This is a genomic window from Pseudomonas sp. UBA6315, from assembly GCF_002438125.1.
Classification (GTDB): domain Bacteria; phylum Pseudomonadota; class Gammaproteobacteria; order Pseudomonadales; family Pseudomonadaceae; genus Aquipseudomonas; species Aquipseudomonas faucium.
In genome coordinates this window covers 10,685-24,793 of sequence record NZ_DJTF01000130.1, presented here as the reverse complement: position 1 = coordinate 24,793, position 14,109 = coordinate 10,685, and the positions used below count along the sequence as shown (strand labels likewise).

Below are 14,109 nucleotides of genomic sequence, written 5' to 3'. Positions count from 1 at the left end.
CCGTGGTTTTGTGTGGGGAGGAAAAAAGCCGCGCATCATACCAGCAAGGATGGCAGGGGCCTATGGCCGTTGGGCCCTATCGCCGGCAAGCCCTGCGCGGTGCTTGCAGGCGTTAGGGCCATCAGCCATTGTGCAGCCGGTCGCGCCTGGCCAGCCCCGGGAACAGTCTTATCCACACCCCCGTCACCACCAAGGTGCCCACGCCCCCCAGCACCACCGCCGGCACTGTTCCAAACCAGTGCGCCGTGACCCCGGATTCGAATTCGCCGAGCTGGTTCGAGGCACCGATGAACAACCCGTTCACCGCGCTCACCCGCCCGCGCATCTCATCGGGCGTCTCCAACTGCACGAAGGCGCCGCGGATCACCATGCTGATCATGTCCGCCGCACCCAGCACCACCAGCACCGCCAGCGAGAACCAGAACGAGGTCGACAGGCCGAAGGCGATGGTCGCCACGCCAAACACCCCGACGGCGGTGAACATGGTGCGCCCGACCTTGCGCTCGACCGGGAAGCGCGCCAGCCACAACGACATCAGCAACGCCCCCACCGCCGGCGCCGAGCGCAGCAGCCCCAGGCCCCAGGGCCCGGTGAGCAGGATGTCCTTGGCGAACACCGGCAGCAGCGCGGTGGCGCCGCCCAGCAGCACGGCGAACAGGTCGAGGGAAATCGCCCCGAGGATGTCCGGCCGGCTGCGGATGAAGCGGATGCCTGCCAGCAGCGATTCCAGGCTGGCGCGGCCGCGCTGGGGCACCTGCTGGCGCGAGTCGAGGCCCAGCATCAGCGCGCAGGCGATGGCGTACAGGGCAACCGTAGGGCCGTATACCCAGATGCTGCCGAAGGCATACAGGAAGCCGCCCACCGCCGGGGCGACGATGGTCGCCGCCTGGGTCGCCGACGCCGATGCCGCCACCGCCCGCGGGAACAGCCCCGGCGGCACCACGTTGGGCAGCAGCGCCTGGGTCGCCGGCATCTCGAACGAGCGGGCGGCGCCGAGCAGGAAGGCCAGGGCGAAGATCAGCTCGCGGCTGACGTTGTCGGTGGCGCTGCCCAGCGCCAGCACCAGGGCGATCAGCCCCTGCAAGGTCTGGCACAGCGCGGCCACCTTGCGCCGGTCATAGCGGTCGGCGACATGCCCGGTGTGCAGCATGAACAGCACCCGTGGGGCAAATTCCACCAGGCCCACCAGGCCCAGGTCGAGCACATTGCCGGTCAGTTGGTAGAGGTGCCAGCCGATGGCCACGGTGAGCATCTGAAAGCCGCTGGCGGTGAACACGCGGGCCAGCCAGAAGGCCATGAACGGGCGGTGCTGGCGCAACAACTGCGGTGTGGAATCGGACATCGGAAACCTGTGGCCTCGGCGCAGTAGAGGGGCCGGCAGCGTATCATCTGTTTGTAACAAACCGTTACTGTTTGCCGGGGTCGGCACTTTTTCAGGCGCGGCAACAGGGGGTGGGGCAACAGGTCACGCGGCAATCAACCACACGTCTCGGCGGGCCATTCGGGACTATGCTTCCTAGCATTCGTTGATCTGGATCAATCGTTCCAGTTTCAACGATTGGCCTTTGGGCCCGATTCCCTGCGATTGCACAGAACAATTCCAACGCGCCGCACTCGATAACCGTGGGGGCAGTAGGCGCCAGGGCCACGAGCCCGAACGCCGGATTATCTGAAGAGGAAGCACTATGTTCGGTTTAGAGGCCCTAGATCTCGCCCGAATCCAGTTTGCATTTACCGTGTCCTTTCACATCCTGTTCCCGGCCATCACCATTGGCCTGGCGAGCTACCTGGCGGTCCTCGAAGGCCTGTGGCTGAGGAGCCACAACCAGGTCTACCGTGACCTCTACCACTTCTGGTCGAAGATCTTCGCCGTCAACTTCGGCATGGGCGTGGTCTCCGGCCTGGTCATGGCCTACCAGTTCGGCACCAACTGGAGCCGGTTCTCCGACTTCGCCGGCGCCGTCACCGGGCCGTTGCTCACGTATGAAGTACTGACTGCCTTCTTCCTCGAAGCCGGCTTCCTCGGCGTCATGCTGTTCGGCTGGAACCGAGTGGGCCGCGGCCTGCACTTCTTCGCCACGGTGATGGTGGCGGTGGGCACGCTGGTATCGACCTTCTGGATCCTGGCCTCCAACAGCTGGATGCAGACACCGCAAGGCCACGAAATCATCGATGGCCGCGTGGTGCCGGTGGACTGGCTGGCGGTGATCTTCAACCCCTCGTTCCCCTACCGCCTGATGCACATGGCCACGGCCGCGTTCGTCGCCACGGCGTTCTTCGTTGGCGCCTCGGCGGCCTGGCACCTGCTGCGCGGGCGTGACAACCCGGCGATTCGCAAGATGCTGTCGATGGCCATGTGGATGGCCTTGATCGTCGCCCCGGTGCAGGCCGTGATCGGCGATTTCCATGGCCTGAACACCCTCAAGCACCAGCCGGTGAAGATTGCCGCGATCGAAGGCCACTGGGAAAACGTGCCGGGCGAGCCGACCCCGCTGATTCTCTTCGGCATCCCGGACATGAAGGCCGAGACCACGCACTTCAAGCTCGAGATCCCGGCGCTTGGCAGCCTGATCCTCACCCACAGCCTGGACAAGCAGGTGCCGGCGATGAAGGAATTCGCCCCCGAGGACCGGCCCAACTCGACCATCGTGTTCTGGTCGTTCCGGGTCATGGTCGGGCTGGGCATGCTGATGATCCTGGTCGGCCTGTGGAGCCTGTGGCTGCGCAAGCGCGGCACCTTGTACAGCTCGCGTCCGTTCCTGTACCTGACGCTATGGATGGGCCCGTCCGGGCTGATCGCCATCCTGGCGGGCTGGTTCACCACTGAAATCGGCCGCCAGCCTTGGGTGGTGTACGGCCTGATGCGCACCTCGGAGGGGGTTTCCAACCATAGCTATACCCAGCTCGGCTTCACCCTGGTGGCGTTCGTGGTGGTCTACTTCGCGCTGTTCGGCACGGGCCTTGGCTACATGATGCGCCTGGTGCGCAAAGGGCCGAAAACCGGCGAGGGCGACGAGCACACCCCAGGCGGCCCTGGCCAGAAACGCACACCGGCACGGCCGCTGTCCGCCGCCGATGATGGCCACGACGCCAAAGCCCCCAGCCTGAGCAAGGAGAACTGAGCCATGGGTATCGACCTTCCGCTGATCTGGGCCGTGATCATCATCTTCGGCGTCATGATGTACGTGGTGATGGATGGTTTCGACTTAGGCATCGGCATGCTCTTCCCCTTCGTCAAGGGCGAGCAGGACCGTGATGTGATGATGAACACCGTCGCCCCCGTATGGGACGGCAACGAAACCTGGCTGATCCTCGGCGGTGCCGGCCTGTTCGGCGCCTTCCCGATGGCCTACTCGGTGGTGCTCGAAGCGCTCTACCTGCCGTTGATCCTGATGCTGATCGGCCTGATCTTCCGCGGCGTGGCATTCGAGTTCCGCTTCAAGGCCAAGGCGCACAAGCGGCACATCTGGAACAAGGCGTTCATCTGGGGCTCGTTGGTGGCGACCTTCTTCCAGGGCGTTGCGCTGGGCGCCTTCATCGAGGGCTTCAAGGTGGTGGACCGCCACTTCGCCGGCGGCACGCTCGACTGGCTGACCCCGTTCAGCCTGTTCAGCGGCCTGGGGCTGATCGTGGCCTACACCCTGCTGGGCTGCACCTGGCTGATCATGAAGACCGAAGGGCCGCTGCAGCAGCAGATGCATGACCTGGCCAAGCCGCTGGCGCTGGTGCTGCTGGTGGTGATCGGCATCGTCAGCCTGTGGACGCCGATCGCCTACCCGCAAATCGCCGACCGCTGGTTCAGCATGCCCAACCTGATCTGGTTCATGCCGGTGCCGATCCTGGTGCTGGTGACCTTCTACGGCCTGCTCAAGGCGGTGGCACGCAATGCCCACTACACGCCGTTCCTGTTGACCCTGGTGCTGATCTTCCTTGGCTACAGCGGCCTGGGTATCAGCCTGTGGCCGAACATCATCCCGCCATCGATCTCGATCTGGGACGCTGCCGCTCCGCCGCAGAGCCAAGGTTTCATGCTGGTGGGCACGTTGTTCATCCTGCCGTTCATCCTTGGGTATACCTTCTGGAGCTACTACGTGTTCCGCGGCAAGGTCACCCACGAAGACGGCTATCACTAGGAGGGCGCATGATGACTGGCAAGCATGGCCTGGAAGAGAAGAAACCCTTGTGGCAGCGGCTGGGCTGGTTGCTGCTGATCTGGGCGATGAGCGTGGCAGCGCTTGGAGTGGCGGCGTATGTGATGCGCCTGTTCATGGGCGCCGCCGGGCTGACCACCCATTGATAGGGTAGGGGGCGCTTTGCGCCCCAATCGCCGGCAAGCCGGCTCCCACAGGTACCCCACAAGGCTTGAACACCGTGGAGTACCTGTGGGAGCCGGCTTGCCGGCGATTGGGCCCTTGAAACCTACTTGCGGGCCTTGAGAATCACGAACTTCGGCGTCGCCGCCACCTGCTCGACACCCCGGAACAACCGCGCCAGCTTGCTGTGATAGCCCAGGTGGCGATTACCGACGATATACAACGCACCCCCCACCACCAGCGCCTCGCGCGCCTGCTGGAACATGCGCCAGGCGAGAAAGTCGCCGACCACCTGCTGCTGGTGGAACGGTGGGTTGCACAGCACCACGTCCAGCGACTGTTTTTCCACCCCGGCCAGGCCATCGCCCGCCATCACCGTGGCTTCCCGGTCGCCCAGGGCCGCCTGCCAGTTTTCCCGGGCCGATTGCACGGCCATGTACGATTCGTCCACCAAGGTGTAGTGCGCCTCGGGGTTGGCCAGGGCACTGGCGATGGCCAGCACGCCATTGCCACAGCCCAGGTCGGCGACGCGGGCGTTGCCCAGGCCGCTCGGCAGGTGCGCAAGGAAGGCGCGGGTGCCGATGTCCAGGCCATCGCGGCAGAACACGTTGGCATGGTTGAGCAGCTCGAGTGCCGGCGAATCCAGGCGGTAGCGGCTGGGGTAGGGCGACACGGCAGCCGGGCGCTCGGCCAGGGTGGCCGTCAGCAGGCGCGCCTTCTTCTGCGCCAGCGAAGCCTGGACCGGGCCGATGTACTGCTCCAGCAAGTCGCCCGCGGCACGCGGCAAGTGCTTGATCATGGCGCCGGCGATCACCTGGGCACCGGGGGCCAGGTGGCCCTGCAGGCGGATCAACTGCTCTTCGAGCAGGGCCAGGGTCTTGGGTACGCGCAGCAACACCCGGTCGAAGGGGCCTTGCCAGTGTTCGCTTGCCGGCACGAACGGCACGCTGTCGAAGGCCTTGCCGTTACGGGCGAGGTTTTTCTCCAGGGCCATGCGCGCCAGGTGCGAGTCGCCGCTGCTGACTACCTGCACGTGGCCTTCGAGGCTGGCGGCCAGGGCGCCGAAGCTGTCGTTGAGCACCAGCACCCGGCAATCGGCCCCCGGTGCTTGCCCGTGCAGTTGCTCGAGCAGGTACTCGTCGGCGGCATCGAAGGCCTGCAGGGGGTCGTTGGCCTGATCCGGCTGGCGGATCAGGTCGAGTTCGGCGTAGGGGGTGGTCAACAGGGGCATGGCGTCTGGCTCGGGTACGGATCTGCCCGTCGGCGGATCGCCACGGGTTTGGGTACGCGATTCTACAGAGCTTTGCGCAAGGTCGCAGAAATGGCTGTTAGATCAGCCCGCGCATGGCGGCGATGGCGATCGCCCCTGCCTTGTTGGAGGCATTGGTCTTGCTGATGACGCTACGGATATGGAAGTTCACCGTGCTTTGCGACAACGACAGGATGCAGGCCACGTCGGCGGCGGTCTTGCCCGCAGCAGACCACTTCAGCACTTCCAGCTCGCGCTCGGACATCTTCGGCGTGGGCGGGCAAAGCTGGTTCTGGTGGTACTCGCAGATGATCGCGTGCAAGGTGTGGCACAACCACTGCACCTTGCCGGCCTTGTCATAAAGCTCGCCCATGCTGACTTCGCCCACCGGCCTGGCAACGCTGATCTGGCTTTCGTGGTGGCGCAGGTCGTGCAGCGACTGGGTCCAGCCATGGCGCAGGCCGTGCCCGCAGGCTTCCTCGCGATACTGCGGCGCTTCACGGTACAGGTCGTCGCTCCACAGCACGGGCATGGTCGAGCTGTGGCTGCGCACGGCAGCCTGGTCCTGCTTGTAGAAGTCGTCACGCTGGTAGCGTTCGATCCACGCGGGCGGATAGTTGCTGTACAGGAAGACCTTGGGCGATTGCGCCGCCAGTTGCAGGCTAAGTTTCAGGCCCAGAAACTCCATATCCAGGTCCTGTGCCAGCTGCACCGCCAGGTCGAAAACTCGCTGGGGCGTACTCTCGCTGCTCAGTTGCTGGAGATGCTCTTGATTCCAGAGAAGCATCTGTTACTCCCTTGGTCCGGACGGATCCAATCCGTTTGCACCGTCAGATTGTAGGAAATGCCTGACTGTTGTGTTGGGTTTTTTTGTTATAGCGCATATGCTTTGTGCAAACGTTTCAGCGGATTTTGGGTGCCCCTACACTCCAGCGGTTTTTATCCAGGCCGCTTTGCGAGACACTTGGCGCATGCCTTTCTTGGAGCCCCACATGACCGCCAGCGCCGACAAATACACCCGCCAGACCCTGCTCGATGTCCAGCCGCTGACGCCCAACCTGTTCAGCCTGCGGGTCACGCGCGATCCAGGGTTCCGTTTCCGTGCCGGCCAATTTGCTCGGCTGGGGGTGACCAAGGCCGATGGCAGCGTGGTGTGGCGCGCCTATTCGATGGTCAGCGCACCCCATGACGAGTACCTGGACTTCTTTTCCATCGTCGTGCCGGGTGGGGAGTTCACCAGTGAATTGAGCCGCCTGGGCGAGGGTGAAACTTTGTTCATCGACCGCCAGGCATTCGGCTACCTGACCCTCGACCGCTTCGTCGGCGGCCGCGACCTGTGGTTGCTGGCAACCGGTACCGGCATTGCGCCCTTCATGTCGATCCTGCAGGACTTCGAGGCCTGGGAGCGCTTCGACAACATCAAGCTGGTGTATTCGGTGCGCGAGGCGAAGGAGCTGGCCTACCTCGACGACATCGCCGGGCTTGAGCAGCGCGACTACCTGGCCGAGTTTGCCGGCAAGCTGCAGTTCATCCCGGTGGTCACGCGCGAGTCGCACCCAGGTGCGCTGAACGCGCGGATCACCACCCTGATCGAGAACGGCGAGCTGGAGAAGGCGGCGGGGTTGCAGCTGTCGCCCGAGCACTCGCGGATCATGCTGTGCGGTAACCCGCAGATGATCGACGACACACGCAAGGTGCTCAAGGCACGCGACCTGCAACTGAGCCTGAGCAAGCGCCCAGGGCAGGTGGCGGTGGAAAACTACTGGTGAGTGAAGGGGGCGCGCAAGGCGCCCCTTTTCACGTCAGGGCAGGCGGTTCTGGTTCTGCGTCTTGAGCAGGTCGCGAATCTCGGTCAGCAGGGTTTCCTGCGGGGTCGGCGCCGGCGGCACGCTCGGGGCCACGGCTTCTTCGCGCTTGAGCTTGTTGATCGCCTTGACGCCCATGAAGATGGCGAACGCCACGATCAGGAAGTCGATGATGGTCTGGATGAACTTGCCATAGGCCAGCACCACCGCCGGTGCGTCGCCTTCGGCGGCTTTGAGGGTAACGGCCAGGTCACTGAAGTCCACGCCACCGATCAACAGCCCCAGTGGCGGCATGACCACGTCACCGACGAAGGAGGAGACAATCTTGCCGAACGCCGCGCCGATAATGATACCGACCGCCATGTCGACGACATTTCCCTTGACCGCGAAGGCCTTGAACTCACTGATCATGCCCATTTTCGATTCCTTTGTTGCAAATGGTGAGGTTAACGCAGTGTAAGCCACTAAAACGCTTCATGCGTGGTGTTCAGGGGTAGTGACTGCGCTTAGAACGAATAGTTTTGTCGCTCCTCGAGGCGTTCGAGGCACGTCGCTGTCGGCTATCATGGCGGTTTTTTCCAGGAGAACCTGCCCATGGCCAAGGCCAAGCGCTTGTACGGCTGCACCGAATGCGGCGCGACCTTCCCCAAATGGGCCGGCCAGTGCGGCGAATGCGGGGCCTGGAACACCCTGGTCGAAACCATGATCGAAAGCGCCGGCGCCGCGGCGCCCAGCGGGCGTGCCGGGTGGACCGGCCAGCAGGCGCAGATCAAGACCCTGGCCGAGGTCAGCGTCGAGGAAATCCCGCGCTTCACCACCAGCAGCACCGAGCTGGACCGCGTGCTCGGCGGTGGCCTGGTGGATGGCTCGGTGGTGCTGATTGGCGGCGACCCGGGTATCGGCAAGTCGACCATCCTGCTGCAGACCTTGTGCAACATCGCCGTGGGCATGCCGGCGCTGTACGTCACCGGCGAGGAATCGCAGCAGCAGGTGGCCATGCGTTCGCGGCGCCTGGGCCTGCCCCAGGACCAGCTCAAGGTGATGACCGAAACCTGCATCGAAACCATCATCGCCACGGCGCGGCTGGAGAAGCCGCGGGTCATGGTCATCGACTCGATCCAGACCATCTTCACCGAGCAACTGCAGTCGGCCCCCGGTGGCGTGGCCCAGGTGCGCGAGAGCACGGCGCTGCTGGTGCGCTATGCCAAGCAGAGCGGCACGGCGATCTTCCTGGTTGGCCACGTCACCAAGGAAGGCTCGCTGGCCGGCCCGCGAGTGCTGGAGCACATGGTCGACACCGTGCTGTATTTCGAAGGCGAGTCCGATGGCCGCCTGCGGTTGTTACGCGCCGTGAAGAACCGCTTCGGGGCGGTCAACGAGCTGGGTGTGTTCGGCATGACCGACCGCGGCCTCAAGGAAGTCTCCAACCCCTCGGCGATCTTCCTCAACCGTACTCAGGAAGAAGTGCCCGGCAGCGTGGTGATGGCCACCTGGGAAGGCACCCGGCCGATGCTGGTGGAAGTGCAGGCGCTGGTCGATGACAGCCACCTGGCCAACCCACGGCGCGTCACCCTGGGCCTGGACCAGAACCGCCTGGCCATGCTGCTGGCGGTGCTGCACCGGCATGGCGGCATCCCCACCCATGACCAGGACGTGTTTCTCAACGTGGTAGGCGGGGTGAAGGTGCTGGAGACCGCGTCCGACCTGGCCTTGCTGGCGGCGGTGATGTCCAGTTTGCGCAACCGGCCGTTGGCCCATGGCTTGCTGGTGTTCGGCGAAATCGGCCTGTCTGGCGAGGTGCGCCCGGTGCCGAGCGGGCAGGAGCGCCTGAAGGAAGCGGCCAAGCATGGCTTCAAGCGCGCCATCGTGCCCAAGGGCAATGCGCCGAAAGAGCCGCCGCCGGGGTTGCAGGTGATTGCCGTGACCCGCCTGGAACAGGCCCTGGACGCCTTGTTCGAGTAGTTTACTCGCGGCTCTATCGCCGGCAAGCCGGCTCCCACACTGTGGACTTTCCCCAAGAAGTCCACTGATCGCCGCTGACCTTGTGGGAGCGGGCTTGCCCCGCGAAGAGGCCCTGCAGGCAAACAAAAAGGGGAGCCGACGATGCGCATCGGCTCCCCTCGGTTACCACTCAGTCAGTGGTCAATGCTCGGCGACCGGCGTTCGCTTGGGCGCTGCATTGCCATGCTCGTCCAGTTCCATGACCGGCACTTCGTTGCCATCGGCGTCGAATAGCTTGCCATCCTTGAAGTAGTCGCCATCGCGCAGCTCCGAGATGTCCGAGTACTGGATGGTGCGCTCGTAGGCGGCGGCGAATACCGACTGCTGGTCCGAGTTGCCGGTGGTGAAGTGGTTGAAGATCAGGTTCAGCAGAATGGCCATGATCGCCGAAGAGCTGATACCGGAGTGGAAGATGGTCTCGAACCAGCTTGGGAACTGGTGGTAGAAGGTCGGCGCGGCAATCGGGATCATGCCGAAGCCCAGCGAGGCGGCGACGATGATCAGGTTGACGTTGTTCTTGTAGTTGACCTTCGACAGGGTGCGGATACCGCTGGCCGCCACCGTGCCGAACAGCACGATGCCTGCGCCGCCCAGTACCGGCGTGGGTACTGCGGCAATCACCCGGCCCATCACCGGCAGCAGGCCGAGCACCACCAGGATCACGCCACCGGTGGCCACCACATAGCGGCTCTTGACCCCGGTCACGGCCACCAGGCCGACGTTCTGGGCGAAGGCGCTCTGGGTGAAGGAGCCGAAGATCGGCGCCAGGATGCTCGACGCCATGTCGGCACGCAGGCCGTTGCCCAGGCGCTTGGAGTCGACCTTGGTGTCGATGATCTCACCCACCGCGAGGATGTCGGCCGAGGTTTCCACCAGGGTCACCATGATCACGATGCACATCGACAGGATCGCGGCGATGTGGAAGGTCGGCATGCCGAAGTGGAACGGCGTGGGGAAGGCGAACATCGGGCCTTCGGCGACCTTGCTGAAGTCGGTCATGCCCAGCGCCCAGGCAATCAGGGTACCGATGACCATGGCCAGGAGGATCGACAACCGCGAAATGGTCGCGCTGCCCAGCTTGCTCAGCAGCAGCACGATGGCGAAGGTCAGCCCCGCCAGGCCGATGTTGGCCACGCTGCCGAACTCCGGCGATGCGCTGTTGCCACCCATCACCCAGCGTGCGGCCACGGGCATCAGGGTCAGGCCGATGGTGGTGATGACGATGCCTGTCACCAGCGGCGGGAAGAACTTGGTGATGCGCGAGAACACCGGGGTAATCAGGAAGCCGATCAACGACGCCGCCATGACCGCGCCCAGCACGCCGGGCAGGCCACCACCGCCCTCGCTGCTGAGAATCGCACCCATGGTCGCAACGCCTGCGAACGACACGCCTTGTACCAACGGCAACTGGCAACCGAAGAACGGCAGGCCCAGCGTCTGCAGCAGCGTGGCCAGGCCGCCGGCAAACAGCGAAGCTGCGATCAGCATGCCGATTTCAGCACCGTTCAGGCCGGCGGCCTGCCCGAGAATCAAGGGTACCGCGACGATCCCGCCATACATGGTCAGCACGTGCTGCAGACCATATGCCAGGTTGGCACCAAGGCCGAGGTTTTCGTCCTCGGGGCGCTTGGCGGGAGACGTGCTAGGGGACGTAGTCATTGAGCAGGCTCTCTGTTTATTGTTGTGCCGCTACTGTAGACACTTCCTACAAATGATTGCTACAAGAATTGTATACAATATTTTGATCGGAGCGCGCACAGGCAGCGTTGCGGTGTGGCCTGAACCGCAATGCAGATCGCGTACCAAGTCGCTGAAAGCTGTGCTAGAGGGCTGTGTACAAAGTGCTGCTACCCAGGCTTAAAGCTGTCTGGGTAGACAGGAAACGCAAGGTGGGAAAGCTATTAGCTAGCTAAGACATTCCATTATTCGATCAGTTGGCGCAGCTCACGCATCATTTCGGTGCTGTCGGCCACGTTCAATTCCACAAGACGGTGCAAGTGGCACATCGACTCGATGTCGATGTAGAGGCAGACGAAGCCCAGCCGGGTGGGCTCTTCATGGCGCAGTTCCACCTGCATCTGCACCCGCACGGCGCGGTCGAGGTGGATGATCGCATCGAAGTCCTGGCTCAGGTCGGCATCCCATGGCCTGGGGCACTCGACCAGCAGGCCCTTGAGCGACAGATCAAGCAGTTTTACCGGCCAGCGGCGGTCGCCCTGGCGCAGTTCGGTGGGGGCGTCGAAGTCGATGCGCTGGAAGCGCCTGCGTTCGTCGTGATCGCTCATGGGCGGGTCCTCGGGTGACATCCTGACTATAGTTAGTGGGTATGTGCATCAGGTACCGCAATCTGGCCGCAGAGGCTCTAGTCCAAAGCAAGTGTGGCAATGCGCGATGACTCGCCCTAGACTCGATGGGCGGTCTTTTCCAATCCACCAGCTGGAAGTAAACCATGAACAACAATAATAGCCTGCTACGCCACATTCCGTGGCTGGCGCTGGCAGTCATAGGGGCTTGCGCGCTGGGTGTGGTTGCCCTGCGTCGCGGCGAGGCGATCAACGCCTTGTGGATCGTGGTCGCGTCGGTCGCCATCTACCTGGTCGCCTATCGTTACTACAGCCTGTTCATCGCCACCAAGGTGATGCAACTGGACCCACGTCGAGCTACCCCTGCGGTGCTCAACAACGACGGCCTGGACTACGTCCCGACCAACAAGCACATTCTTTTCGGTCACCACTTCGCCGCCATCGCCGGCGCCGGCCCGCTGGTCGGCCCGGTACTCGCCGCGCAGATGGGCTACCTGCCCGGCACGCTGTGGCTGATCGCCGGCGTGGTGCTGGCCGGTGCGGTGCAGGACTTCATGGTCCTGTTCCTGTCCACCCGCCGCAACGGCCGCTCGCTGGGCGACATGGTGCGCGAGGAGATGGGCCGCATCCCGGGCACCATCGCCCTGTTCGGCTGCTTCCTGATCATGATCATCATCCTCGCGGTGCTGGCGCTGATCGTGGTCAAGGCCCTGGCCGAGAGCCCATGGGGCATGTTCACGGTCATGGCGACCATCCCGATCGCGATGTTCATGGGCATCTACATGCGCTACATCCGCCCGGGCCGCATCGGCGAGATCTCGGTGGTCGGCGTGCTGCTGCTGCTGGGGTCGATCTGGCTGGGGGGCCAGATTGCCGCAGATCCGGTCTGGGGCCCGGCATTCACCTTCACCGGCGTGCAGATCACCTGGATGCTGGTGGGCTACGGCTTCGTTGCCGCCGTGCTGCCGGTCTGGCTGGTGCTGGCGCCGCGTGACTACCTGTCGACCTTCCTCAAGATCGGTACCATCATTGCCCTGGCCATCGGCATCCTGGTGACCATGCCCGAGCTGAAAATGCCGGCGCTGACCCAGTTCACCGACGGCACCGGCCCGGTCTGGAAGGGCACCCTGTTCCCGTTCCTGTTCATCACCATCGCCTGTGGTGCGGTGTCCGGCTTCCACGCGCTGATCTCCTCGGGGACCACGCCCAAGCTGCTCGACAACGAAGCCAACGCCCGCTACATCGGCTACGGCGGCATGCTGATGGAATCGTTCGTCGCCATCATGGCCATGGTCGCCGCCTCGGTGATCGAGCCGGGCGTGTACTTCGCCATGAACAGCCCGGCCGCGGTGGTCGGTGCCGACGTGGCTTCGGTGGCGCAGACGGTCAGCAGCTGGGGCTTTTTGATCACCCCGGAGCAGCTCGAAGCGGTCGCCCGCGACATCGGCGAGCACACCATCCTCGCCCGCGCCGGTGGCGCACCTACCCTTGCGGTAGGTATCGCGCAGATCCTGCACCAGGTGCTGCCGGGTGAGAACACCATGGCCTTCTGGTACCACTTCGCGATCCTGTTCGAGGCGCTGTTCATCCTCACCGCGGTGGACGCCGGTACCCGTGCCGGGCGCTTCATGCTGCAGGACCTGTTGGGCAGCTTCGTGCCGGCCCTCAAGCGCACCGAGTCGTGGACCGCCAACCTGATCGGCACTGCCGGCTGCGTGGCACTGTGGGGTTACCTGCTGTACCAGGGCGTGATCGACCCGCTGGGTGGCATCAACACCTTGTGGCCGCTGTTCGGCATCTCCAACCAGATGCTGGCCGGTATCGCCCTGATGCTCGGCACCGTGGTGCTGATCAAGATGAAGCGCCAGCGCTATGTCTGGGTCACCCTGCTGCCGGCCGTGTGGCTGCTGATCTGCACCACCACCGCAGGCCTGATCAAGCTGTTCGACCCGAACCCGGCCGTTGGCTTCCTGGCCCTGGCCAAGAAGTACAGCACCGCGCTGGACGCCGGCCAAGTGCTGGCCCCGGCCAAGGACATCGGGCAGATGCAGCACGTGATCTTCAACGCCTACACCAACGCCGGCCTGACCGTGCTGTTCCTGTTGGTGGTGTTCAGCGTGCTGTTCTTCGCCGTCAAGGTCGGCTACGCCGCCCTCGGCCGCAAGGAACGCACCGACAAGGAAACCCCGTTCCAGGCTCTGCCTGACGCTTGAGAGGACTGCTGCGATGTTCAACGACCTGGGTCGACTGGGTAAGTACCTGGGGCAGGCAGCCCGCCTGATGGTCGGCATGCCCGACTACGACAACTATGTCGAACACATGCAGACCAAGCACCCGGACAAGCCGGTGATGAGCTACGAGGCGTTCTTCCGCGAACGCCAGGAAGCGCGCTACGGCGGCAAGTCCGGGCCCAAGTGCTGTTGAACCTCTAGCTTGCC

At 64.0% G+C, this 14,109-nt stretch carries 13 protein-coding genes; 7 read left to right on the top strand and 6 right to left on the bottom strand.

What is annotated here, in order from left to right; translation table 11 throughout:
* Positions 1-121: 121 nt before the first annotated feature.
* A complete protein-coding gene (locus B3E94_RS15185) occupies positions 122-1,342 on the bottom strand; it encodes an MFS transporter (RefSeq protein WP_176515018.1) in 1,221 nt (406 codons plus the stop codon).
* Positions 1,343-1,685: 343 nt separating this feature from the next.
* Between B3E94_RS15185 and B3E94_RS15180 the strand changes: the two genes are divergently transcribed.
* Genes B3E94_RS15180 through B3E94_RS15170 form a run of 3 tightly spaced genes read left to right on the top strand, consistent with a single transcriptional unit; the run spans position 1,686 to position 4,297 of the window.
* The gene (locus B3E94_RS15180) at positions 1,686-3,122 is read left to right on the top strand and encodes a cytochrome ubiquinol oxidase subunit I (RefSeq protein ID WP_176515017.1); all 1,437 of its coding nucleotides are present in this window, start codon (positions 1,686-1,688) and stop codon (positions 3,120-3,122) included.
* Positions 3,123-3,125: 3 nt separating this feature from the next.
* Positions 3,126-4,133, top strand: coding sequence for a cytochrome d ubiquinol oxidase subunit II (gene cydB, locus B3E94_RS15175; RefSeq protein WP_176515016.1), 1,008 nt, complete (start codon positions 3,126-3,128; stop codon positions 4,131-4,133).
* A gap of 8 nt (positions 4,134-4,141) precedes the next feature.
* Entirely contained in the window at positions 4,142-4,297 is a 156-nt protein-coding gene (locus B3E94_RS15170) for a DUF2474 domain-containing protein (protein WP_081663495.1), read from the top strand.
* Positions 4,298-4,419: 122 nt separating this feature from the next.
* Here the strand turns inward: B3E94_RS15170 and B3E94_RS15165 are convergent, their stop codons facing one another.
* Positions 4,420-5,544, bottom strand: a complete 1,125-nt coding sequence (locus B3E94_RS15165) for a methyltransferase (RefSeq protein WP_286914138.1) — start codon at positions 5,542-5,544, stop codon at positions 4,420-4,422.
* Between the two features lie 97 nt (positions 5,545-5,641).
* Positions 5,642-6,349 (bottom strand): autoinducer binding domain-containing protein, encoded by a 708-nt coding sequence (locus B3E94_RS15160; RefSeq protein WP_286914136.1) that lies wholly within the window; start codon positions 6,347-6,349, stop codon positions 5,642-5,644.
* 205 nt (positions 6,350-6,554) lie between these two features.
* Between B3E94_RS15160 and B3E94_RS15155 the strand changes: the two genes are divergently transcribed.
* Complete coding sequence (locus B3E94_RS15155; RefSeq protein ID WP_286914135.1) at positions 6,555-7,331, top strand: ferredoxin--NADP reductase; 777 nt, start codon at positions 6,555-6,557, stop codon at positions 7,329-7,331.
* 33 nt (positions 7,332-7,364) lie between these two features.
* On the opposite strand, the gene mscL is transcribed toward B3E94_RS15155, so the two are convergent.
* The gene (gene mscL / locus B3E94_RS15150; RefSeq protein ID WP_176515011.1) at positions 7,365-7,784 is read right to left on the bottom strand and encodes a large-conductance mechanosensitive channel protein MscL; all 420 of its coding nucleotides are present in this window, start codon (positions 7,782-7,784) and stop codon (positions 7,365-7,367) included.
* Between the two features lie 177 nt (positions 7,785-7,961).
* On the opposite strand from mscL, the gene radA reads away from it, so the two are divergent.
* On the top strand, positions 7,962-9,329 hold the full coding sequence (radA, locus tag B3E94_RS15145) for a DNA repair protein RadA (protein ID WP_176515009.1): 1,368 nt from the start codon (positions 7,962-7,964) through the stop codon (positions 9,327-9,329).
* A gap of 180 nt (positions 9,330-9,509) precedes the next feature.
* On the opposite strand, the gene B3E94_RS15140 is transcribed toward radA, so the two are convergent.
* The gene (locus tag B3E94_RS15140; protein WP_176515007.1) at positions 9,510-11,027 is read right to left on the bottom strand and encodes a nucleobase:cation symporter-2 family protein; all 1,518 of its coding nucleotides are present in this window, start codon (positions 11,025-11,027) and stop codon (positions 9,510-9,512) included.
* 263 nt (positions 11,028-11,290) lie between these two features.
* A complete protein-coding gene (locus B3E94_RS15135) occupies positions 11,291-11,653 on the bottom strand; it encodes a PilZ domain-containing protein (RefSeq protein WP_176515005.1) in 363 nt (120 codons plus the stop codon).
* Positions 11,654-11,817: 164 nt separating this feature from the next.
* On the opposite strand from B3E94_RS15135, the gene B3E94_RS15130 reads away from it, so the two are divergent.
* Together B3E94_RS15130 and B3E94_RS15125 are read left to right on the top strand one after the other, a co-directional pair.
* Positions 11,818-13,884 (top strand): carbon starvation CstA family protein, encoded by a 2,067-nt coding sequence (locus B3E94_RS15130; protein WP_176515003.1) that lies wholly within the window; start codon positions 11,818-11,820, stop codon positions 13,882-13,884.
* A gap of 13 nt (positions 13,885-13,897) precedes the next feature.
* Positions 13,898-14,095 carry a YbdD/YjiX family protein gene (locus tag B3E94_RS15125; RefSeq protein WP_008094130.1) on the top strand — a complete coding sequence of 66 codons (198 nt, stop codon included), beginning with the start codon at positions 13,898-13,900 and terminating at the stop codon, positions 14,093-14,095.
* The last annotated feature ends 14 nt before the right edge of the window (positions 14,096-14,109 follow it).

What these genes read in the sequence shown, in the direction of transcription:
- B3E94_RS15185 (WP_176515018.1), bottom strand. Translation starts at nt 1,342, where the DNA reads ATGTCCGATTCCACACCGCAGTTGTTGCGCCAGCACCGCCCGTTCATG.
- B3E94_RS15180 (WP_176515017.1), top strand. Translation starts at nt 1,686, where the DNA reads ATGTTCGGTTTAGAGGCCCTAGATCTCGCCCGAATCCAGTTTGCATTT.
- cydB (WP_176515016.1), top strand. Translation starts at nt 3,126, where the DNA reads ATGGGTATCGACCTTCCGCTGATCTGGGCCGTGATCATCATCTTCGGC.
- B3E94_RS15170 (WP_081663495.1), top strand. Translation starts at nt 4,142, where the DNA reads ATGATGACTGGCAAGCATGGCCTGGAAGAGAAGAAACCCTTGTGGCAG.
- B3E94_RS15165 (WP_286914138.1), bottom strand. Translation starts at nt 5,544, where the DNA reads ATGCCCCTGTTGACCACCCCCTACGCCGAACTCGACCTGATCCGCCAG.
- B3E94_RS15160 (WP_286914136.1), bottom strand. Translation starts at nt 6,349, where the DNA reads ATGCTTCTCTGGAATCAAGAGCATCTCCAGCAACTGAGCAGCGAGAGT.
- B3E94_RS15155 (WP_286914135.1), top strand. Translation starts at nt 6,555, where the DNA reads ATGACCGCCAGCGCCGACAAATACACCCGCCAGACCCTGCTCGATGTC.
- mscL (WP_176515011.1), bottom strand. Translation starts at nt 7,784, where the DNA reads ATGGGCATGATCAGTGAGTTCAAGGCCTTCGCGGTCAAGGGAAATGTC.
- radA (WP_176515009.1), top strand. Translation starts at nt 7,962, where the DNA reads ATGGCCAAGGCCAAGCGCTTGTACGGCTGCACCGAATGCGGCGCGACC.
- B3E94_RS15140 (WP_176515007.1), bottom strand. Translation starts at nt 11,027, where the DNA reads ATGACTACGTCCCCTAGCACGTCTCCCGCCAAGCGCCCCGAGGACGAA.
- B3E94_RS15135 (WP_176515005.1), bottom strand. Translation starts at nt 11,653, where the DNA reads ATGAGCGATCACGACGAACGCAGGCGCTTCCAGCGCATCGACTTCGAC.
- B3E94_RS15130 (WP_176515003.1), top strand. Translation starts at nt 11,818, where the DNA reads ATGAACAACAATAATAGCCTGCTACGCCACATTCCGTGGCTGGCGCTG.
- B3E94_RS15125 (WP_008094130.1), top strand. Translation starts at nt 13,898, where the DNA reads ATGTTCAACGACCTGGGTCGACTGGGTAAGTACCTGGGGCAGGCAGCC.